We start from the raw sequence: 22432 nt of genomic DNA, 5'->3' as shown, positions 1-22432 counted from the left end.
TGCGGCATACCTTTTATGTCAAAAAAAATTTCATATTGCTTAGTTAGTGTCCGGGCAAATGTTTGCAATTGCTGCACTCATTGCACTCACGCCATATTTTGAATGGAATTTTTTGGGAATTGTGCTTGTGTTGCTTTCATTGCAGTTATTGGGTTGGGCAATAGTGTTTATGCGCCAATCAAAATTGTGTATTGTACCATAGCTGCCGGCAACAAAAGCAAAATTGGTTGAAGTGAGGCATTAGCGTTTTATCCGTTATACTATATACCAGTTGTATTGCTTTTTATATTAGCCATGTTTTTGTTTTACATGAAGGCGATTAGTAATTTTAAAAATATTGCTAAAAATACTTTTACTAAAAATGCAAATAGAAGAAAGGCAATGGATATTAAAAAATCCGGCTTATTAGTAATACTTGCTAAGACCCAAAATTAATTCCTTTCTGGTATTAGGTTAATGAGGGTTTCCATCCTATCAAGAGAATACCTGCGATGACCAAAGCAGTTCCGGCTAATTGTAAAAAAAAGATGGGCTCATCTAAAAAGAAATGGGCTTGTATAATGGTGGAAACAGGGCCAATACTGGTAATAATCGCCACATTGTTACTGCCAATTTTATTCATACTAATATTCATTAAAAAAGAAGGTAGCACTGTTGCAATGATTGCCAGTGCAATGCCATAGATGAGCAAATTGGGTTGTAGCAGTTGGCCAAAATTTTGATGGTTGGTTATTAAAAAATGCGCAAAAACACCCATAGTTGCGAACAGCATTACATAGGCGGTATATTTTGTAGAGCCTATAATGGGCACTAATTTTCCGGTACCTGCTAAATATATTGAATAAGTTACGGCACATAAAAAAATCATGAATATGCCCAAAAAGAAATGGATATTTCCGGCATCTAATTTTACTTCTCCTAAAAAGGCAATGCCAATACCAATGTAGGTTAAGAGCAGAGCGACAACTTGTATTCGTTTCAGTTTTGTTTTAAAATAAAAAGTATTGATCAGTACGGTAAACGTTGGATACAAGAACAGTATCAGTCTTTCTAATCCTGCAGAAACAAATCGCAAACCCATAAAATCGAACAAGCTGCTCAGGTAGTATCCTAAAATACCCATCAAGGCTAATAAAACCCATTGTTTGCGGGTTAGCTTTTCGGTACTGGTTTTATGGGCATAAGTTGCAGCAATCAGGTAAAATGGCAATGAAAACAACATACGCAATACCAGCAAATGGATGGCTGATACCTGCGTATGTTGAAATGCCAGCTTCACAAAAATGGCTTTGGTTGAAAAAAGCAAGGCGCCTAAAATGGCAATGATAAACCCTCCTGCCATTCCCGTTCTTATTTTTGTATGCATTATTCAACAATTCAGGCAAAAAACTTACTGCCTAAGGCAGTATTTTAAATTTCAATTATACTGATACATTAAAATCGCGCAGTGCATCATTCAAACTGGTTTTTAAATCAGTACTTGGTTTTCTTTGCCCAATAATTAAAGCACAGCTAACCTGGTATTCACCGGCAGGAAATTGTTTAGGATAGGTACCCGGAATTACTACACTTCTTGCCGGTACATAGCCTCTGTATTCTTTTGGCGTGCTGCCACTCACATCAATTATTTTTGTGGATTGTGTTAATACCACATTGGCTCCTAAAACTGCTTCTTTTTCAACACGAACGCCTTCTACAACAATACTGCGGCTGCCCAGAAAGCAACCATCTTCAATAATAACAGGACTGGCCTGTAACGGTTCCAGTACACCACCAATACCCACACCGCCACTCAGGTGAACGTGTTTGCCAATTTGTGCACAACTGCCAACTGTGGCCCAGGTATCTACCATGGTGCCTTCATCTACATAAGCACCAATATTCACATAACTTGGCATTAATACCACATTTTTGGCTAAATAGGCACCATAACGTGCTACTGCATGGGGTACTGCACGTACGCCTAATGCTGCATAATTTTTCTTTAGCAACATTTTGTCGTAAAATTCAAATGGGGGCAGTTGGTAGGTTTCCATGGGTTGTATGGCAAAATACAATAGAATGGCTTGTTTTACCCATTCATTTACCTGCCACCCTTGCGCTGTGGGGGCAGCAGTTCTTAGTTGGCCTTTATCAATGGCTTCCATCACTTCGCGAACGGCGTCACTGTATTGTTTGTCATGTAATAAATTTCTGTCATTCCAGGCGGCGATGATGCGTGTTTGTAATTCCATTAAAAAAAATTTATGCAAACATAGTTATAAACGGTTACAGAAAGTTGGCTGATGGTTATAAAAAAAATGATATTACATTCATTTAAATAAATTAAATGCAATTCTGTTAGTTTTGAAAAATGAAATTGTTTGAACCAGATATTATTCATGCATTAAAGGTTTTGGAGGCAGGTGGTACCTTGCTGTATCCTACTGATACCATTTGGGGTATTGGCTGCGATGCTACGAATGCGGCAGCGGTTGATAAAGTTTTTCAAATCAAAAATCGTCCGCCTCAAAAAAGTTTAGTTGTATTGGTAGCAGATGAAAAGCAAGTATTACAGCATGTGGCTGCCATAGACTTGTGTGTATTTGATTTTTTAGCAAAGCAACAAAAGCCCACTACCGTTATTTATCCTGCAGCCATTGGATTTGCAAATAATGTAATTGCCGAAAATGGCTCCATTGCTATTCGTATTTGCCAAGACCCATTTTGTAAACAACTCATTAAAAGATTTAAAAAGCCCATCGTTAGCACTTCGGCTAATCTGAGTGGAGAACCATCTCCGGCTAATTTTGCATCTATTTCAGAAACAATTCGCTCTTCGGTAGATTATGTGGTTCAATACCGGCAAGATGATAAACAGCCCTCAGTGCCTTCTACCATTATAGAATGGCGACAGGATGGCTCCATCCATGTTTTACGCCCGTAATTTCTGTTTTGGATCATGTGTCAAAAATATTTTGACAGTGTTTCAAAGTAAATCGTACTGAAATAGCTTGGTTTTACTTAAAAAATAATTGGTAAAAAATTTAATATTTTTTTGCGCAAGTTCTGATTGTCAGCTTCTTATCGTCATAAAATTTTATTTTCATAAATTCTCTGTTAAAAGCTTCATTTTATAACAAAAATTATTTAGTTTAGAAGAAGCAATTAAAATGGTATGGCAAGAGTTATTGTAGATGTTCCTTCCGAAAAAGTGCAGCCTTTCATTGAATTAATTCTTCAAATGGGGCTGGATAAGCATACCATTGCTTCTGATTTAACCGAAATACAAAACGATACCGAAGCTACACTGGTTCCTAAACCTCTTTGTCTTTTTAAAGAAAAATATCTGTTGTTCGATTGGGAATTTTTCAGCAATGAACTGGAATTTGAATAATGCTGCCTATTATGCATTTATTTTGCAGATATGGAAAAAGTGCTGCTCATACAAACCGCATTTATTGGTGATGTTGTTCTGGCAACCGGATTGTTGGAAAAAATACATGCTCAATACCCTGAAACTTTACTACATGTTTTGGTTCGTAAAGGGAATGAGTTGCTGTTTGAAGCACATCCTTATATAAAAAATGTACTAATCTGGGATAAGAAAAAGCAGAAATATCGGCATCTTATTCAATTATTATTTCAAATTCGAAAAGAAAAGTATACCAGGGTAATCAATGTGCAGCGTTATGCTGCAACCGGTTTATTAACTGCTTTTTCAGGTGCTGCTGAAACAATTGGTTTTCGAACCAATCCATTCAGTTGTTTTTTCACAAAATCTATTACGCATCATTTCGGCGAAAATGGTACACCGTTGCATGAAATTGAACGCAATCAACAACTGATTGCACATTTTACAAATGGAAAGGCAGCTTTGCCTAAATTGTATTATAATGCATCCATTGCAGCTTCAGTACAATATTTGCAGAATAAAAAATATATCTGTATTGCTCCGGCTTCTGTATGGTTTACCAAGCAATACCCTGCTGAAAAATGGATAGAATTGATTCATCAAATACCAGATTCATTAACAATTTATTTATTGGGTGCAGTTTCTGATAATGCTTTGTGTGCAAATATAGCCGCTGCCAGTTCCGGTAAACAAGTGGAAAATTTAGCAGGTAAATTAAGTTTTTTACAGTCGGCCGCTTTAATGGAGGCTGCATTCATGAACTATGTGAACGATTCGGCCCCTATGCATTTTGCTTCCGCAGTCAATGCACCGGTTACTGTTGTGTACTGTTCCACCATTCCTGCTTTTGGATATGGGCCGCTTAGCCATGAACAATATATTGTAGAGGTACAGGAGCTATTAAGTTGCAGGCCCTGTGGTATACATGGCAGGGCTGGTTGTCCACAAGGGCATTTTCATTGTGCCTTGCATATACAAGCCCATCAATTACTGCAACCCTTGCATATTAAAATGCAGCAATCGGGTTACGTTATTTGATAGCACATCGTTAAATACAGGATATATGCAATAAAAAATTCGGTTGTTAAATGCCTTTTTCAATTTGTACCTTTGCCGCAATGCAGATTACTTTATCAAATACAGAAGAAAAAATTATTGCAACCATTGCCAAAGCAGCGCAGCAAATGCAAATGCCTGCATTTTTAATTGGTGGATTTGTTCGGGATAAAATTCTGGGCAGGCCTACTAAAGATGCAGATATTGTATGTTTAGGGGATGGTATAAAACTGGCACATGCCGTTGCAGAATTGTTTCAGCCCAAACCCAACGTTGCTTACTTTAAAAATTTTGGAACTGCCCAAATTAAATTACCATTGCCCGATGGCAGTTTTTTTGAAGTAGAATTTGTGGGTGCAAGAAAAGAAAGTTATACCGAGCAAAGCAGAAAACCAAAAGTAATGGTAGGAACACTGGCAGAAGATCAGTTACGGCGCGATTTTACCATTAATGCCATGGGTATCAGTTTAAATGCGGATGATTATGGTATGCTGTTAGATCCGTTTACTGGCATACACGATCTGAAAGCAAAAATTATTCAAACCCCATTAGATCCCCTACAAACCTTTAGTGATGATCCTTTACGCATGATGCGGGCTATTCGTTTTGCTACCCAATTAAATTTCTCTATTGCACCAAAAACTTTTGATGCCATACAACAAGATGCACATCGTATTAAAATTGTTTCACAGGAAAGAATTACAGATGAGTTTAATAAAATTTTACTGGCAACTAAACCCGGCATTGGGTTAGAAATGTTAAGTAAATCAGGACTTCTTTCTATTATTTTTCCACAAATGATGGCCTTACATGGTGCTGAAAATATTGATGGGATGGGACATAAAGATAATTTTTACCATACTATTCAGGTAATAGATAATATTGCTGAAGTTACGGATGATTTATGGTTACGATGGGCGGCTTTATTGCATGATATTGGAAAACCTGCAACAAAACGTTTTGAGCCGGGCCATGGCTTTACATTTCATGGTCATGAAGTGGTGGGCGCCCGTATGGTACCAAAAATATTTGCGCAGTTTAAACTACCCCTTAATGAAAAAATGCGCCAGGTAAAAAAATTAGTTGAGCTGCATTTAAGACCTATTTCGCTTACCAAAGAAAATATAACCGATAGCGCCATTCGCAGATTGTTGTTTGATGCAGGAAATGATATTGACGCACTTATGTTATTATGCAATGCAGATATTACCAGCAAAAACAAACAAAAAGTGCAGCGGTATCTGCAAAATTTTGAAATGGTAAAAGAACGGATGAAAGAGGTTGAGGAAAAAGATCATTTACGCAACTGGCAACCACCACTTTCAGGCGAAGACATTATGCGCATTTTCGGCTTGCCACCCGGCAGAAAAGTAGGGATGATTAAAGATGCCATTCGGGAAGCGATTCTTGACGGGGTTATTCCCAATACCTACCAGGCTGCCTATGCATTTATGCTGCAAAAAGCAGCTTCATTAAACCTGCAGCCCATTTAAAATGTTTTTCGTTTCTTTGAAGCATTAACAAAAGCTAAATATTGAAAGGCAGCAAAATATAAACAAAAGCAGTTATTTTTATTGAATAGCTGTTTGTCTGGATATATACATAAAATTATACACCATGGCCATTTTAAAATTCAGGGTTTATTTAGAAGAAGATGATGCAGTTTACAGAGATATCGCCATCAAACATACCCAGCATTTTCTCGATTTGCATTTAACTATATTGAAAGCTTATGAATTCGATAATAGGCATCAGGCTACTTTTTACAGAAGTAATGATGCCTGGCAACGGGGCCGTGAAATTTCGCTGGCGGTATATGAAAAACCTTATGTGGTTGCCCCTTTATTAATGGCCGAAACCACCATTGGTAGTGAAATTAAAGATCCCAATCAGAAATTCATTTATGTGTATGATTTTGATAAAAATTGGGTTTTTCTGGTAGCATTGATTCAGGTAAGTAAGGATGAAAATACCAAATTAAATTATCCTGTAATTACCCGTATTGAAGGAATAGGGCCTCAACAATATGGCACCAAATCATTATTGGGTGAAAAATTTGCTGATATAGAAGAGAAATACGATTTAACTGAAGCCGGTGATGGTTTTGGTGAAGAAAGCGACGCAGCGGAAAACACAGACGAGGAAGAGGAAAATGCAGAAGATGCTGAAGGTCAGGGGCTGGATGATTTTTAAAAAATAGCCTGAGTTATTCTTAATCGGCATTCATAAAAAATATTACTTGTGTATTCATTGAATCCTTTGATGATTTTAGTGATAGGGCCTACTGCTGTAGGTAAAACGGCACTGGCTTTGCGTATTGCACAATTGTTGAATACCGAAATTATTTCTGCCGATTCACGACAATGTTATCGGGAACTCAATATTGGCGTTGCCAAGCCTACGCTTGCAGAACTGGAGTTGGTACCACATTATTTTATTAATTCTCATTCTGTATATGATGATGTAAATGCAGCTGTTTTTGAACAATATGCCTTGCAGGCAGCAGCAAACATTTTTTCCAAACATTCTGTTGCAGTAATGGTTGGTGGCAGTGGTTTATATGTAGATGCATTTTGCAATGGGTTAGATAACATTCCGCCGGTACCACCTGATTTAAGAAACAGCATTATTCAAAATTATCATCAAAAAGGATTGGTATGGCTGCAGGAACAGATTAAAAAATCAGACCCCGTTTTTTGGGAACAGGCCGAACAACAAAATCCGCAACGCTTAATGCGGGCTTTAGAGGTGATGGAAGCAACCGGGAAATCGGTTATACATTTTCGTTCCAAAAAAAATGTGCCACGCCCCTTCAGAATACTAAAAATAGGTTTAGAATTACCACGCCAGGAATTATACCAAAAAATTAATGAACGGGTATGTACAATGATAGAAGCAGGATTAGTAGAAGAAGTAAAATCGCTGCAACCATTACAACAACTCAATGCATTGCAAACAGTAGGTTATAAAGAAGTATTTGATTATTTAAATGGCTTTGTTTCATTAAACAGGGCTATTGAGTTAATTCAGTTAAACACAAGGCATTATGCCAAGCGGCAAATTACCTGGTTTAAAAAAGATTCCAGCATTCAATGGACGCATCCTGATACAATATCCAATCAGTTTTTATTGGAATGGATAAAACAATAAAATATTTTTTTTGGATATATTTTTTTCTATAAATTGCTAAAAATTTCTATTAATGCAATTACACGTATTGTTGTAATTCATTCAATGTAACCCGTGCTGCTCCAGATATTTTTTTTCAATTATTCATCTGCAGTATGCTAAAATGTTTACATTTTTAAAAATAAATTCCTTGCAAATGAAAAAAGTTTTTTTTGTTGCGGCAACCTTTTGCTTGCTAAGTCAACTAGTGCAGGCACAAGCCCGAAAAATTGAATTTGATGAGTACACACTACCTAACGGATTAACCGTTATTTTACACCGCGATAAAACAGCGCCGGTGGTAGCAGTAGGTGTGTTGTATCATGTAGGTTCTAAAAACGAACTACCCGGCCGTACAGGTTTTGCACATTTTTTTGAGCACCTGATGTTTGAGGGTAGCAACAATATTAAGCGGGGCGAATTTATGAAATACGTTAGCAATGCAGGTGGAACCAACAATGCCAATACTACACAGGACAGAACTTATTATTATGAAGTATTGCCGGCTAATCAACTACAATTGGGTTTATGGTTGGAAAGTGAAAGAATGATGCACGCTAAAATTGAGCAGGTGGGCGTAAATACCCAACGTGAAGTAGTTAAGGAAGAAAAGCGCACCAGAATAGATAACCAGCCTTATGGCAGCATTATTGGCGAAATATTTAAACGTGCTTTTAAAGTACATCCCTATAAATACCAACCCATTGGTAGTATGGAAGATTTAAATTCTGCCAAATTAGATGAGTTTATACAGTTTTATAAAACATTTTATGTACCCAATAATGCCGTACTTTCTATAGCCGGAGATATTGATATTCCGGAAACAAAAAAACTAATTGCAGCTTATTTTGGCCCCATACCCAAAGGAACTTTGCCCATACCACGCCCCAACGTAACGGAACCCCCTTTGGGTGGCGAAGTGAGGGATGTGATTGAAGATAATATTCAATTGCCCGCTGTAATAGAAGCTTACCGGGCACCCAAACAGGGAACGAATGAATACTATGCATTTAATGTTTTAAGTACCATTTTATCGGGCGGTAATTCTGCACAACTCAATAAAGTAATGGTTGACCAAAAACAATTAGCAGTGGCTACCGGCGCTTTTAACTATGCGCTGGAAGATGCAAGTCTCTTTATTATATACAGTATTGCCAACTCAGGCGTGCAACCACAGGTGTTGGAAAAAAATATGGACTCGGTAGTTAATACACTAAAAAACGGATTGGTAAGTGAACACGAATTTCAAAAAGTGAAAAATCAAATAAATACACAATTTGTTACCCGAAATTCCACAATGCAAGGTATAGCTGAATCTCTTGCTAATTACCAGGTTTACTTTGGTGATGCTGATTTAATTAATACAGAAATAAAAAAATTAGATGCAGTTACACGGGAAGATGTTTGGGATGTTGCAAAAAAATATTTCAAAAAAGATAATCGTGTAATTCTTTATTATGTTCCCAAAGGAACAAAGGATCAATACAAAAAATAAACAGCGCTTTTAAAAATGGATTGCTATTCTTAAAAAGTTAAACGATCATCATAATTCTGAAAAGCTATGCACCAGCTTCTATTCAAGCGCTTGGGCAATTTTCAGTACAATACAATTATAAAAAATAAACTTATGAAACGTTTCATTCTAACATTATTATTACTGGCTCCCATAGCAATTTGGGCACAGGAAAACATAAACAGGGCAGTACCACCACCGCCGGGTCCGGCCAAAGCCGTAGAATTAGGCAAAACTGAAAAATTTACTTTGCCCAACGGATTAGAAGTAATTGTAGTTCGTAATACCAAATTACCCAGAGTTTCGGTTTCTTTAACCGTAAATAGAGATCCGGTACTGGAAGGAAATAAAGCAGGATTAACCAGTATGGCTGGGCAATTGTTGCGCAGTGGTACTGCCACTATGAATAAAGTAGCATTGGATGATGCCATCGATTTTTTAGGAGGTAATATTTATGCCAGTGCTACCAGTATTAGCGGTTCAGCCCTTTCCACAAACTTCAAAAAGTTGTTTGCAATTATGGCCGATATTACTTTCCATCCTTCATTCCCTGCTGATCAGTTAGAAAAAATTCGTAGGCAGGAACTTTCAGGACTGGCACAAAGTAAAGATGATCCCAATTCTATTGCAGGAAATGTAGTGAGTAAATTGTTGTATGGCTCTAATCATCCTTATGGTGAAATTGAAACCGACAGTACTGTTAAAAATGTAACTGTTGCCGATATCAAAAACTATTTTGCAGCTTATTGGAAACCCAATATCAGTTATCTGGTTTTTGTGGGCGATATTACCAAAGAAGAAGCGAAAGAATTAGCTGAAACCTATTATGGAAAATGGGAGCGTGGTGATGTTCCAAAGCCACAATATCCTGTGCCTGCTAATCCTGTAAAACCCATCATCGCTATTGTTGACAGACCGGTATCTGTGCAAAGTGTTATTAATTTTGTGCAAACAGAACCTTTAAAACCTGGCGATGCAGATGTAATCCCTGTCAGGGTAATGAATAATATTTTGGGTGGTGGGGCATCTTCCCGTTTATTCATGAATCTTCGCGAAAAACATGGGTTTACTTATGGAGCTTACAGTGCTGTTAATCCCGATAAATTAATTGGCAGTTTTAATGCTGAAGCATCCGTACGGAATGAAAAAACCGATAGTGCTGTAGGCGAGTTCTTAAAAGAGTTTGAATTAATCAGAACTACACCGGTAAGTGATACAGAGGTAGAACTTTCTAAAAATACACTCAGTGGTGCGTTTGCCAGAAGTTTAGAAAACCCTGCCACTGTTGCAAATTTTGCTTTAAATGAAGCCATTTACCACTTGCCATCCGATTATTATCAAAACTATTTAAAAAATATTGCTGCTGTTAATGCCGGTACCGTTATGGAGATGGCGAAAAAATATATTCAGCCCGAACATATGTATACCGTTATTGTAGGCAATGCCAAACAAGTAGTATCCGGGCTTGATAAGTATGGAACCATTCAATACTACGATGTAGAAGGAAATCCTGTTGTTGCTCCTGTTGTTAAAAAAGCAGATGCCGGTGTTTCCGGTAAAAGCATTATTGAAAAGGCCGCAGCCGCAATGGGTAATGCGGCTTTAAAAGATATTAAAGATTTAGAAATAAGCGGAACTGCCGGTGCAATGGGGCAAACTTTAGTATTCGATCAAAAATATTTGTTGCCCGGTTATTTTGAACAAACTTTAACCATTCAAGGCATGCTGTTGCAAAAGCAGCTGACTAAAGAAGGTACTTATTCTGTTTCTGCGCAAGGACAGGAACAGCCTTTGAAAGATGATGACAAAGAAGAATTGGCAGAAAGTGCTTCCATGCTGCCTGAAGCGTATTATTTATCAAAAGATGGTTATACTTATACAGTAAAAGATATTGAATCCATTGAAGGCCATGATGCTTATGCTGTTGAAATTAAATCGCCTAAGGGCAGAACTTTTACCAATTACTATGATGTAAAAACCGGATTAAAATTAAAATCTGTAACTGAAAAAGATGGTAGCCCTGCAGGAAAAATGGTTATTCAAACTTTTTATCATGATTATAAATCATACAACGGTTTGCAGGTGCCTATGAAAACAATTGTTGATCAGGGCAGACTGAAAATTGAATTAGATGTGAAAGATGTAAAAGTAAATCAAGGGCTAAAATCGGCAGATTTCAAATAATACCAATTCGTACTTTCTTATCTCCACTATACAAATGGGTAGTATGGAAAAAACAGTACTACCCATTTCCTGTTTTCCGTACTTTTTTAAAACGTCCTCTCAAAGTATTTGTATACTTCAATTGAATGATAGAGCTATTGCGGCATTTCAATTCCAATATGGTACGATTAAAAGTACAAATTGCTTATCACATTGCAAAATTTAAAGGGATTTCAATTCCAATATGGTACGATTAAAAGGTGGGAGCGTTTAGAGCAATATATTTTAAAAACATATTTCAATTCCAATATGGTACGATTAAAAGTTGTTAAAATCAAAAATTGAAACGATGCAAAAAGGGATTTCAATTCCAATATGGTACGATTAAAAGAGACAAACAGACGTAAACAATAAATATATAACTAAATTTCAATTCCAATATGGTACGATTAAAAGGGAGCAGGAAATGACTGTGAAGCTACTACAGTTAAATTTCAATTCCAATATGGTACGATTAAAAGTGGCAATTAATAGGCACCGGCAATAATCCAAATTATTTCAATTCCAATATGGTACGATTAAAAGCTTTTCGCTATTTCTTTTAATAACCTATTACATGCCATTTCAATTCCAATATGGTACGATTAAAAGAGGGAACGAAGCAGCCAATTTTATTTTAGAAAATATTTCAATTCCAATATGGTACGATTAAAAGCTGCATTGTCAGGAAGCGTATATAAACAAAATTCATTTCAATTCCAATATGGTACGATTAAAAGTTGAAGGAATTGTAAAATTAAATAATATTACGAAATTTCAATTCCAATATGGTACGATTAAAAGGATAACAGTTGAGCAATTTGCTAAATACCTAATCAATTTCAATTCCAATATGGTACGATTAAAAGAAATAGTTAAGTTATATATTAGGCGGTATAATTAAATTTCAATTCCAATATGGTACGATTAAAAGATATAACGCCAAGGCAAGGGAAGGTCGTTATATACAATTTCAATTCCAATATGGTACGATTAAAAGAAGGTTTGGATGATATTTTAGTGGCGTTTAGCAACATTTCAATTCCAATATGGTACGATTAAAAGGTGCATTTAGTATATCACAGGCAACAACATCAACAAAATTTCAATTCCAATATGGTACGATTAAAAGATATTTTTTTTATTATTAGTAATTATTTCATTCGGATTTCAATTCCAATATGGTACGATTAAAAGTACTTCTGCTGCTGCATCTACCTACTTACCTTTAAATTTCAATTCCAATATGGTACGATTAAAAGAACTATAACGATAGCAACTACTTCATCACAAACAAATTTCAATTCCAATATGGTACGATTAAAAGTTTAAAGATTGCAACTGTATTCTCATTTAAGAAAATTTCAATTCCAATATGGTACGATTAAAAGACACCGGCAACTAATGGTGCAGCTGCTTTAATCGTATTTCAATTCCAATATGGTACGATTAAAAGTTCTAATTTTAATAGCCCATTGTAAACGGCATCTAAATTTCAATTCCAATATGGTACGATTAAAAGCGATTCTGCGTATTTAAACAACGATACATTCAATGTATATTTCAATTCCAATATGGTACGATTAAAAGTAAAACTAAAAATTATGAAAACACAAATACAAAAATTTCAATTCCAATATGGTACGATTAAAAGAGGCCGTGGCGCTAAGTATAACAGCTCAATCAGGCAATTTCAATTCCAATATGGTACGATTAAAAGCATCGGCATTAGGGGTAACGGCACTAACAATATCATTTCAATTCCAATATGGTACGATTAAAAGATTAAATCATTTATTCGTCAGCCCATCTAAAAGAGATTTCAATTCCAATATGGTACGATTAAAAGGGTCTTACAAAAAGTAGGTTTAGGATTGTCAGTTTCATTTCAATTCCAATATGGTACGATTAAAAGACGTGTTTATTGTCAGTCAGGTAGGTGTTTTTTTATTTCAATTCCAATATGGTACGATTAAAAGAGGCCAATTATTGAAAAATAAAATTGAATTGATGCATTTCAATTCCAATATGGTACGATTAAAAGGCGGCAATGGAATTAATCACAAATTAAACAAACGCATTTCAATTCCAATATGGTACGATTAAAAGACGGGAATATTGAATTAAAAGGTAATTATAAAGAATTTCAATTCCAATATGGTACGATTAAAAGATATATAGCGGGTGCGGTGTATATAGGCTGGTAATTAATTTCAATTCCAATATGGTACGATTAAAAGACCATGATAGTAAGCCATACCTAACTGATTACGATATTTCAATTCCAATATGGTACGATTAAAAGGCGATAAGGACAGAACGACTGTGAAATTCTCGAAATTTCAATTCCAATATGGTACGATTAAAAGAACACAGTTGACGAAGACGGCAGAATTTTCGTAAATTTCAATTCCAATATGGTACGATTAAAAGCCGATTGCTGAAATGCGTTACGTCTGCCCCGCTTTATTTCAATTCCAATATGGTACGATTAAAAGGCTATGGCGGTCAAATTCTCCGGCTAAAGACCATATCATTTCAATTCCAATATGGTACGATTAAAAGTATGTTTTAGTAATAAAATTTCCGGATGCATGTACCAATTTCAATTCCAATATGGTACGATTAAAAGTTTCATTACCGATGAAGAAAATATTTTAATATGTAAAATTTCAATTCCAATATGGTACGATTAAAAGTTACCGGCTCCGGCAGCTAAATTCTATAAAAATAATTTCAATTCCAATATGGTACGATTAAAAGCATCGCAAGATTATAATGTGAGATTAATTAATGAATTTCAATTCCAATATGGTACGATTAAAAGACATTAACAATAGCATTTCCTGCTTCCCCAATAGAATTTCAATTCCAATATGGTACGATTAAAAGATGATGCAGGTTCTTATATTGTTGAAGCGAATGTTATATTTCAATTCCAATATGGTACGATTAAAAGAATATTGCAGGTGTTATTTTAGATATTGATAGCCCATTTCAATTCCAATATGGTACGATTAAAAGTTACTGCTCAAAGTTCAGTTAGCAGCACAAGTTCATTTCAATTCCAATATGGTACGATTAAAAGCAGGGCCTTTAAATGGTACAACTGCTTCTTTCTCATTTCAATTCCAATATGGTACGATTAAAAGCCGCTTATCAGCAAATGATAAACAGTTGATTTACAATGTAATTTAATAAGGTAAAACTAAGGTTTTTGCACTAAAAAGTAGTCGATCTGTGATAATATTATTGCAGCCTTTGTTCGACGATGCGATGAAAGTATGATTGGTGCTATTTTATGATAAAAACTTACATGTTTTTGTAGTTGCCTTAAAGCTACATACAGGGTGGTAGACGATGTTAAATAAAATTATCTACCTCATTTTTTTCTTTACCAATTACCTGTTTCTCTAACCATTTTTCCTGTCGGCTTTTAAAAATGATTAAACTGTCGGTTTTAATATCCATCATTATTTTGGCTTTGACTATCAGTTCTTTTAGTTTTACCTCTGTAATCTCCCCTTCAAAAACACTATTCTGTATCCAGTTTAAATATATTCTGCATAGTTTTAACATTTTACCTACCCGTTTTTGCTCTATATCGTATACTAAAATAATATACATTTTTTATATTAATTTATATTTAATTTTAAATATCTCCATTTTTACCACCACGCTTTAAATGGCTTGTATGTTTCCATGCCCAAAATATGTTTTACTAATTTGTAACATTCTAATTTTACCAGATGTTTGTAGCTAACCTGTCGGTTTAATGAACGGTGTTGTATGGTTTCATTTAATTTTTCATCCCAGGCTTTGGTAATAATTTTACGACCACTTTCTTTTAACAGACAACTATTGAGCTGTTTATCAAAATCATGTGCCTGAATTTGCTTTCTATTTAGTAAAGTAAAAATTAATCTGTCGGCCAATATCGGTTTAAAAATTTCTGCTATATCTAATGCTAAAGAATATCTTCGTTCGCCGGGCTGATGCAGGAAACTGATGGTAGGATTGAGTTGTGTATGATAAATCATATCTAAACACAAACTGTAACACATGCTGTTTAAAAAGGAAATCATGGTATTTACTTCATTCGATGGGGGTTGTTTGGTTCTGTTCCCCATTTCGAAATGGGTAATAATACTATCAAAGGCCTCATAATAGGCTATGCGTATATTTCCTTCTATACCCATCAGCATTTCAATATGGGTAGTTTCAGGAATGGCACGCATCAGCGCATCAATTTTTTCAATAGAACTTTCAATGGTTTTACCCCTGTTGTAATAATAACGCAAATTTTTTTGCATATTGGCAGCACCGCCACTTACAAATTGTTGTGCAATGTGTAATCTTGCAGTTGCATTGCTGTATGCATTGGTTTGTGCAATGAGCATTTTGCCGGCCAGTAAATAGTCTTTAGGCATGAAAGAACCGGTATAATGTTCATAATAATCAAAAAAATGAACACTGATTTGTTCTTTACCTAAAAAATTATATAAAGCACTATTGGCATCTAAACTTCCAAATGCATATAAATTGTTAATCCCTTCAACTGGTATGTATTTAACCGGGCCTTCATTTCCATCTTCATCAACAGGTGTAAATTTTAGGGTATTATCTTTTCTGCTTAAACGCCCCGGATTAAATAAATAATACGATTTGCGCATATTCCTTATGTTTGGTATCTTCTATAAAATGCTTATTTTTAAAAAGGATCCTGTTTTAATGTAATTGTTTACAACCAATTATTTACGCCCATTTAATTTTAAATGTTTTATACATACATAAAATAGTAAATAATTTATTCGGTTATATAACATAACTCATAATAAGCACATTTTTTACAAATTTTTTTTTGAATAACAGGCGGGCAGGTATCTAATGCTGCTATTTCTGAAATTTCTATACAAACTTTGTTTAATGTTTCAATATCGGTTAAGGTAAGCGCTGCTATATTTTTCGTTGTTTTTAATAATGGATATTCCAATATACCTGTTGTATTTTTGAATCTGTTTAGCTCCATTAACCACATATAAAATTTTACCTGCCATGCATGCCCTTCTTCCATTGTATTATTTTTTTTGATTTCGTGAATAACATTTTGTTGTACATCATAAAAGTCAATTTTGCCCAATAGTGTAGCTGTGTTAAATGGAAATGATACTTCAATTTCCCTATACCGTTCCGCTCTTTGCGGATAGCTGGTTTCATGTAATAATTTGCCCTCTTTTACATTTTCAGAAGTATGCTCCATACTAATTCCATTCGAAAACAGCCAAAGCTTTCTTTTGCAAACAAAATAATAATTAATATGTGTAGCGGTAATTTGCATGAGGGATTGTTAAATTTAAAGTTAATAATACCTTCCATATTAACTCTAAGTTAATTACCCGAATTTTGGTTGAGCCTACAGAATAATTAAATACTTTAAAATAATTTTAAAATATTTATAAAAATTGATCTTCTGTAGAATTAAATTCAATTTGTAATCCTAATTCTTGTGAATAACAATTTAATGCAACATAAATGATTTCAGGTTTATTTTCTTCATCAATAGTTATTTGATGAGTAACTATTTTAGAAATCATAATCCCTTTTTTAATCAAATAAACAGGAAGATCAATCCCATATTCTAATTTATATTCTATAAAATCAGACCAATTATGAAAATAGTCTGATTCCGGGAAATCAATAAAAACGGTATCATTTGCCTTAATATCCCGGGTTTTCCATTCACTACTTTCAGTATCGTCTTCTTTGGTAGCTTCAAGTGGTAATATTATCCAATTGTTTATAAACTTACTTTTTAATAACTCAGCATTGTGTTTTGCTTTCATCTGGAATTTTTCAAAAGAAGGATATACCTTATTTATTAAATCGACAAACTTCTCTGCGGAATACTCACCTAATTTTAATAATTTTCGTGTTTTTACGAGAGCCTCATTTGCTTTCCATCCATTTTTTTGAACAAATGTCCCATAAGGCGCAGGATACAACGTATTGCCTTTTAAAGGAATTAAGAGTTTTAAAATTCCAATCTTATCATCTGAAAATCTACATAATCTTCCAACTCTCTGTACTAACCTATCAATGGGGCATAAATCTGATAACATTAAATCAGCACTTATATTAACACTAATTTCCCCAATTTGAGTCATAATAATAATGCCTTTTGCTGTTCCTGAATTCCATGCGTCTTTTCCTAATGCAGATAACAATAATTCTTCCCTTTTTGCCTTATCTGGTTCAGTAAAACGGCTATGATATAAAATAGGTTTTATATTTCGTTCTTCAAACCAACGATAAAATCTCATTGCTTTGGCCACAGTATTTGCATAAATGATGGCACATCCTTTATCTAAACATATTTGTAACTGATCGTCAATTTCTTTCACTTCCTCATACTCAATAATTTCATCAATTATGCATCTTATTCTTTTATTGTCCGAAGTATCTTCATAGATTTTTCCAACTTTATATCCAGTGCTTTGATACATTAATAATGAAGATTCTGGAAGAGATGCACTCATTACCATAACTGGCACTTTTAAAACATTTAGAGCTTCCAAAAGAACCAAAATATTAGCTTGGGTAAATTCGTCATAAAAATCCGCTTCATCAATTACTACACAACTATTAGAAAGATTAAAAACAATTGAATGATGATCTTCTCGGGTTAGTGTAAGCGCTATCAGTAAATGATCTATTGTACAAACTGTAACTGGCACTAATAATTGACGAGCCAATTCATGCTCTTTTTTTGCAATTTCTTTTTTTAGAAACCCTTCTTTTACTTGTTTATGGAACTTGGAATTCCAAGCACTAGAATGATACAAACCCGTATCTGATAAACTTCCCGCTACATTAATAGATAATGCGTTTGACGTAAATCTTGTTGGCATAGCTATAATCAAGCGTTCTGCTTTGTGATTTGCGATTTGAGAAGATGCCCATAACAATGATGCATCTGTTTTGCCAGATCCGGTAGGTGCCCTGATTAAAAGAAAATCTTCATTTAAATGATCTTCTACTATTTTCTGAACATTTCTCTTCTCATCAAAAGGGAAATTATATTCAAAAGATCGTAATGGAATATAAATACCATTATCCTCTTTCGCACTTGCTCTTCTATCGGCTAATTGCAAATAAGCTCTGACACCTGAAAATTCATAATGCTTTTTGATTGCATCCTTAAACTGATGTAAATTTCTATAACAAGCATTCAAATTGATAAATTCATTCCATAAATCAGAACTTTTCTCTCCTGAGTTATTATTAGTCCACCTATCTTCAAACCTCCTTCCAAGTTTACTATGATGTGCGGCAATTGCAACTTTAACTGGATTTGAGAAACTATCACCTATGTGTCGCGTTAAGGAATTTATCTCATGCCTCACTCTGGAATTGCGAAGATTTTTGCCTGCCAAATCTTTAAAATATTTGCTATACTCATTAAAATTTTTTCCAGTCAAAGAATGCCATTTTAAAAATTCTTCATAATCATTTCTGCAAGCATTTTGCCATTTGGTGTGAAGCTTACCATCATCATGAAATTTAATAGCCCCATTAAGTCTTTTGAAAAGATCTTTATTAACAGTTTTGGAATATTTCTGAAAAGAAATAGGTAAAGTATTATGAATATAAATACCTTCAGCAAGTACATTTTTTATATGTTGCTGGAGAGTGATGCCTGATGGTTTTGCTAAAGATTCCTTCATTTATTTAATCTTCCCCAAAGGCTGCTGCAAAGGTTTTAACGCTTTCATCATTGCCGGCGGCATTATATAAATTGTTTGTACTTAAATATGCAAAAGCTTTTTTATAGGCTTCATTTACACTTAGATTATTTTCATCGCCAGCGTTGGCATCATCGCCGATAAAATGAATAGCTTCACGCTCTTTTAATTCCGCAAGAATATTAGCCTTTTCATTTTCAGATGCGACAAAATATCTGGAAGCTTTTCTACTCATCTTAGTATCAAATACTATCAAAACTTTCTGAGGTTCACCACTTACCGCATTTCTTGCCTGGTTCGCATAATCATTCATTGTACGCGTTGCTTCAAGAAATAACTTTGCTCTGCGTTTGCGTTCGTCATCTTTGATGTGTTTGATATAGGATGTACCAATGTGAAATGTATCCTGATAATTAAATACTTTAGAAATACCAAGAGTGTTTACATCAAGAAAGAAATTCATGTGCATGATATCGCTTTCGCTATATTCTCTTGTAGCTATTGCATTATCTCTATCCATAGTACTAAGTCGTAGCATTAAATCACGCCCAACTTCACTTTCTGTAATGGCTACAGCAGGTGTTACACTTAATGGTGCAGTTCTTCTTCCAGAATAATCACCTTTAGAAGGATGCATAAATCCCCCTAAATCTGCACGAATATCTACTTCAATCTTATTGCTAATGCCATCTCCATTAGAAACAAATGTTTCTCCCTTGTTTGTATCATCCTGATTTAATCGGTCAATTGCGCTAAATAATACATGGCGTTGCATTTGACCAGAAATATAAACTTTTCCATCTGGTCTTCTTTTTATTGAAGAAGCATTCCCTAATAATTTTTCACCACCATTTGCAATATGGTTTTCCATTGGCGCTAAAAGTGTTACCAAAATTCCTTTAATTGTCATGATATTTATTTTTAAAGTTTTTAAAATTTATTCTTGGGCATCAGAAATATCTTCAGAAAATGTATCAAGTTCATCATTCTCTAATTCTACAGCTATTTCAGGCGGATTTTCCTTTTTTTCAATTTTATTCATCACTCTTGAAAAAGCAATTAATAAATGTTTTGCAGTATCCAAAGGAATCTCCCCTGTAGCCGTTTGCGTCATAAAAAATTCTGCCTCAGAAGGTGCATCAGAATTTGAAAGCCTTCCAGCCCTTGTTACTGCTTGAAAAATTAATGCATCGCCTGAGCGTGCAGAAAAAATAGAACTTTCAATTTCTATCAAAGTTTTAGCCTTAGCATTTCTGAGTTCTTCTTTTCCTTTATTAGCTGTTTCTGATTTTGCGACTAAATAAGCTGCATAATTTAGCCATTTGCCCAAAGCTCTTGCAGATTGGACAGTTTGTTCATTTACTTTTTCCATGTTTATGAAATATGTTTTAAAAAGTGATTCCAATTGATTTGGATATTCTGCCCTAAAAGCTAAAAAGTCTTTAAATGCAGGACGATTAAATAGTTGAAGAAAACGACTGGCAAAAAGATCGAATTTCTGATATTCACTAATTGTGTTTCTGTTTCGATATCCTTGATTATAGAGAATTATATAATAAATGCTATCAATTATTGAACTCAATTTGCCTTCCTTAGCTAAATCAATTATGTAATGGTTATATGTATAAGTTTCAAAAGTTTTATTTCCAATAAGGTATATTGGTTTTGAAATCAAGCTATCTAATACTCTCTTCGCCCAATCAATATTTTTTGCTTCTTTCCCCCAATTTCCTATTGCACCTAATAAGGCTACACTTCCTAATGCACTACTTTTAGGGGCATAAGGGAAATTACCATCAAAAATCTTTGGTCGCAAGGGTTTACCGTCTTTTACATTTCCAATCATCAATTTATGCGTTGAACTATCCTTTAGCTTAATAAATAGATTTATAAAATCAACTAATTCCGGAATATCAAGGTCTGGAATAATAGCAATGTTTTCTCTTTTGTATATACCCTTTTCAAATGTTTTGTATGCCATTGCTGGCTTATTTGGCGATGATGTGGTAATTGCACAATATGAAGCGGTGGAAATATCCGTTTTAGGCTTTCCTCTTCCAATTGATTTTCCGAAACTTCCAAACTCTCCAGATAATGGTGTTAAAGATCTTGTTATATCAATTTTAGTATCTGCTTGATTATTCAATTTCTTTGATATATCTTTTAAAGCTTCGATGACATTGCCAGCACTTATATCATCAGATAGAATACATGGCGATAAATAAATACCTTTAGCTGGTGATCCTTTTTTTTCATTTGAAAAATCAAATCTTATTTCATTTTTGTTTTTAAAATCACCTTGCGGTTTAACTCTAAAATGATTTATTCCTTTCTCAAGTTCTTCTTTTAAATCATCTTTTTTAATTAATGTAAAATCACTATAGCCCTTAGTGACTAAGGTAACTGCTATCCCGTATTTTATGTATGGATGAGTTATATTCATATCCTTTCAATTTTAAGTTCCACCCAACCTTCACTATTTCCCAAATAACCCGTAGAACAATCTTTTAATACATTTTCTAATTGTTTTAATAATTCTTCATCGATACTTAATCCTAATTGTATTTCTCCATCAAAGCTTATATATTCTCTAAGAGTTGGTGAACTATAATAAGTTGGATATGCACCAATATTATCCTTAAAAAACAATAGCAATGGGGTAGTACTTCTTGGTAATATTTTTTTTTTAAGTTCTTCTATTTTTTCTTTATTAAAATCCTCATCTTTTATTAGTTCCTCTAATTCTTCTTTAAGCCTTACTTGCTCAGCTTCTTTACTTTTTATCCATTTCTTTTTTCTTCTCAAAACTGCGTAATCAAGATTGGGAGTTCCTTTTGGATGTACAACTGCATCGCCTCTACGAAAAGATTTTTTCCATAGGTCATTGTAATGAAGAGTTTCTCCAGTAAATGACAGAGTAATATCAAAAAAATCAAAAAGCAATGAATTATAGCTTGAATTTGATTTGTTTATTTCTCTTATTTTATCTTTTTTTTTCAGTTGTTTGTTAATCTTATCTCTGTCGTTAACACTAAAATGCCATCCTAAAATATTCTCGAACAATCCACATACCTTATATTTATCAGGAGTGTTTTGAGTCTTATAGTAAGTGCCTGGAATATCTGAAACCATTGATAATGGAGCCAATGGTTGTATACACAATTTTATTCTCTCAGTTAATTCCGGTTTTCGTTTTAAAATGCTAATATCCATAATGTAATTTTATATTTAATTTCACATAATTTAATCTTCTAAAAATTTAATCAATCTAATTTAAAGAATTCATTCCTTAATTCCCAACTTACCCCATCTCCACTTATCTCACTCACAAATTTCATCAACCTCACTGCCAACTTC

At 34.3% G+C, this 22432-nt stretch carries 17 protein-coding genes and 1 CRISPR repeat array; of the genes, 8 read left to right on the top strand and 9 right to left on the bottom strand.

Features of this window, described 5'->3' with window-relative positions; all coding sequences use genetic code 11:
* Positions 1 to 448: 448 nt before the first annotated feature.
* Together JK139_RS11720 and JK139_RS11715 are read right to left on the bottom strand one after the other, a co-directional pair.
* A complete protein-coding gene (locus JK139_RS11720; protein WP_218331348.1) occupies positions 449 to 1366 on the bottom strand; it encodes a DMT family transporter in 918 nt (305 codons plus the stop codon).
* A 55-nt stretch (positions 1367 to 1421) separates the two neighbouring features.
* A complete protein-coding gene (locus JK139_RS11715; RefSeq protein WP_218331347.1) occupies positions 1422 to 2234 on the bottom strand; it encodes a 2,3,4,5-tetrahydropyridine-2,6-dicarboxylate N-succinyltransferase in 813 nt (270 codons plus the stop codon).
* 119 nt (positions 2235 to 2353) lie between these two features.
* Between JK139_RS11715 and JK139_RS11710 the strand changes: the two genes are divergently transcribed.
* The 8 genes from JK139_RS11710 to JK139_RS11675 all read left to right on the top strand — a co-directional run bounded on the left by JK139_RS11710 (position 2354) and on the right by JK139_RS11675 (position 11315).
* Positions 2354 to 2926: an L-threonylcarbamoyladenylate synthase gene (locus JK139_RS11710; protein WP_074419192.1), complete on the top strand. Its 573-nt coding sequence runs from the start codon at positions 2354 to 2356 to the stop codon at positions 2924 to 2926.
* A 231-nt stretch (positions 2927 to 3157) separates the two neighbouring features.
* Positions 3158 to 3376, top strand: coding sequence for a hypothetical protein (locus tag JK139_RS11705; protein ID WP_074419193.1), 219 nt, complete (start codon positions 3158 to 3160; stop codon positions 3374 to 3376).
* Between the two features lie 30 nt (positions 3377 to 3406).
* The gene (locus tag JK139_RS11700) at positions 3407 to 4432 is read left to right on the top strand and encodes a glycosyltransferase family 9 protein (protein WP_218331346.1); all 1026 of its coding nucleotides are present in this window, start codon (positions 3407 to 3409) and stop codon (positions 4430 to 4432) included.
* A gap of 80 nt (positions 4433 to 4512) precedes the next feature.
* Positions 4513 to 5943, top strand: coding sequence for a CCA tRNA nucleotidyltransferase (locus JK139_RS11695; RefSeq protein ID WP_218331345.1), 1431 nt, complete (start codon positions 4513 to 4515; stop codon positions 5941 to 5943).
* A gap of 124 nt (positions 5944 to 6067) precedes the next feature.
* Positions 6068 to 6643, top strand: a complete 576-nt coding sequence (locus JK139_RS11690; protein ID WP_218331344.1) for a plasmid pRiA4b ORF-3 family protein — start codon at positions 6068 to 6070, stop codon at positions 6641 to 6643.
* A gap of 48 nt (positions 6644 to 6691) precedes the next feature.
* Positions 6692 to 7600, top strand: a complete 909-nt coding sequence (miaA, locus tag JK139_RS11685; RefSeq protein WP_288096408.1) for a tRNA (adenosine(37)-N6)-dimethylallyltransferase MiaA — start codon at positions 6692 to 6694, stop codon at positions 7598 to 7600.
* Positions 7601 to 7811: 211 nt separating this feature from the next.
* A complete protein-coding gene (locus JK139_RS11680; protein ID WP_228733212.1) occupies positions 7812 to 9113 on the top strand; it encodes a M16 family metallopeptidase in 1302 nt (433 codons plus the stop codon).
* Positions 9114 to 9245: 132 nt separating this feature from the next.
* Positions 9246 to 11315 (top strand): insulinase family protein, encoded by a 2070-nt coding sequence (locus tag JK139_RS11675; protein ID WP_218331342.1) that lies wholly within the window; start codon positions 9246 to 9248, stop codon positions 11313 to 11315.
* 144 nt (positions 11316 to 11459) lie between these two features.
* Positions 11460 to 14485: a CRISPR direct-repeat array (repeat unit 30 nt; unit sequence ATTTCAATTCCAATATGGTACGATTAAAAG).
* 211 nt (positions 14486 to 14696) lie between these two features.
* Here the strand turns inward: JK139_RS11675 and cas2 are convergent.
* The 7 genes from cas2 to cas5p all read right to left on the bottom strand — a co-directional run bounded on the left by cas2 (position 14697) and on the right by cas5p (position 22288).
* The gene (gene cas2 / locus JK139_RS11670) at positions 14697 to 14960 is read right to left on the bottom strand and encodes a CRISPR-associated endonuclease Cas2 (RefSeq protein WP_074419198.1); all 264 of its coding nucleotides are present in this window, start codon (positions 14958 to 14960) and stop codon (positions 14697 to 14699) included.
* Positions 14961 to 15001: 41 nt separating this feature from the next.
* The gene (gene cas1b, locus JK139_RS11665; RefSeq protein WP_218331341.1) at positions 15002 to 16006 is read right to left on the bottom strand and encodes a type I-B CRISPR-associated endonuclease Cas1b; all 1005 of its coding nucleotides are present in this window, start codon (positions 16004 to 16006) and stop codon (positions 15002 to 15004) included.
* Positions 16007 to 16140: 134 nt separating this feature from the next.
* The gene (cas4, locus tag JK139_RS11660) at positions 16141 to 16671 is read right to left on the bottom strand and encodes a CRISPR-associated protein Cas4 (protein WP_218331340.1); all 531 of its coding nucleotides are present in this window, start codon (positions 16669 to 16671) and stop codon (positions 16141 to 16143) included.
* A gap of 115 nt (positions 16672 to 16786) precedes the next feature.
* Positions 16787 to 19057, bottom strand: coding sequence for a CRISPR-associated helicase Cas3' (cas3, locus tag JK139_RS11655; RefSeq protein ID WP_218331339.1), 2271 nt, complete (start codon positions 19055 to 19057; stop codon positions 16787 to 16789).
* A gap of 4 nt (positions 19058 to 19061) precedes the next feature.
* Positions 19062 to 19985, bottom strand: a complete 924-nt coding sequence (cas7p, locus tag JK139_RS11650; RefSeq protein WP_218331338.1) for a type I-PGING CRISPR-associated protein Cas7/Csp1 — start codon at positions 19983 to 19985, stop codon at positions 19062 to 19064.
* A gap of 27 nt (positions 19986 to 20012) precedes the next feature.
* Positions 20013 to 21518, bottom strand: a complete 1506-nt coding sequence (gene cas8c / locus JK139_RS11645; protein ID WP_218331337.1) for a type I-PGING CRISPR-associated protein Cas8c/Csp2 — start codon at positions 21516 to 21518, stop codon at positions 20013 to 20015.
* Entirely contained in the window at positions 21515 to 22288 is a 774-nt protein-coding gene (gene cas5p / locus JK139_RS11640; protein ID WP_218331336.1) for a type I-PGING CRISPR-associated protein Cas5p, read from the bottom strand. Before cas5p ends, cas8c begins: the two co-directional genes overlap by 4 nt.
* Between the last annotated feature and the right edge of the window lie 144 nt (positions 22289 to 22432).

Source organism: Hydrotalea lipotrueae, from assembly GCF_019249625.1.
Classification (GTDB): Bacteria; Bacteroidota; Bacteroidia; order Chitinophagales; family Chitinophagaceae; genus Hydrotalea; species Hydrotalea flava.
Note: the sequence above shows the minus strand (reverse complement) of the source record. Positions and strands in the feature narration are given on the sequence as shown.

Excerpts from the sequence above, each read along its gene's own strand:
- JK139_RS11720 (WP_218331348.1), bottom strand. The coding sequence starts at position 1,366 with ATGCATACAAAAATAAGAACGGGAATGGCAGGAGGGTTTATCATTGCC.
- JK139_RS11675 (WP_218331342.1), top strand. The coding sequence starts at position 9,246 with ATGAAACGTTTCATTCTAACATTATTATTACTGGCTCCCATAGCAATT.
- cas1b (WP_218331341.1), bottom strand. The coding sequence starts at position 16,006 with ATGCGCAAATCGTATTATTTATTTAATCCGGGGCGTTTAAGCAGAAAA.
- JK139_RS11700 (WP_218331346.1), top strand. The coding sequence starts at position 3,407 with ATGGAAAAAGTGCTGCTCATACAAACCGCATTTATTGGTGATGTTGTT.
- JK139_RS11710 (WP_074419192.1), top strand. The coding sequence starts at position 2,354 with ATGAAATTGTTTGAACCAGATATTATTCATGCATTAAAGGTTTTGGAG.
- cas5p (WP_218331336.1), bottom strand. The coding sequence starts at position 22,288 with ATGGATATTAGCATTTTAAAACGAAAACCGGAATTAACTGAGAGAATA.
- cas2 (WP_074419198.1), bottom strand. The coding sequence starts at position 14,960 with ATGTATATTATTTTAGTATACGATATAGAGCAAAAACGGGTAGGTAAA.
- cas3 (WP_218331339.1), bottom strand. The coding sequence starts at position 19,057 with ATGAAGGAATCTTTAGCAAAACCATCAGGCATCACTCTCCAGCAACAT.
- JK139_RS11705 (WP_074419193.1), top strand. The coding sequence starts at position 3,158 with ATGGCAAGAGTTATTGTAGATGTTCCTTCCGAAAAAGTGCAGCCTTTC.
- JK139_RS11715 (WP_218331347.1), bottom strand. The coding sequence starts at position 2,234 with ATGGAATTACAAACACGCATCATCGCCGCCTGGAATGACAGAAATTTA.
- cas4 (WP_218331340.1), bottom strand. The coding sequence starts at position 16,671 with ATGCAAATTACCGCTACACATATTAATTATTATTTTGTTTGCAAAAGA.
- JK139_RS11695 (WP_218331345.1), top strand. The coding sequence starts at position 4,513 with ATGCAGATTACTTTATCAAATACAGAAGAAAAAATTATTGCAACCATT.
- cas8c (WP_218331337.1), bottom strand. The coding sequence starts at position 21,518 with ATGAATATAACTCATCCATACATAAAATACGGGATAGCAGTTACCTTA.
- JK139_RS11690 (WP_218331344.1), top strand. The coding sequence starts at position 6,068 with ATGGCCATTTTAAAATTCAGGGTTTATTTAGAAGAAGATGATGCAGTT.
- cas7p (WP_218331338.1), bottom strand. The coding sequence starts at position 19,985 with ATGACAATTAAAGGAATTTTGGTAACACTTTTAGCGCCAATGGAAAAC.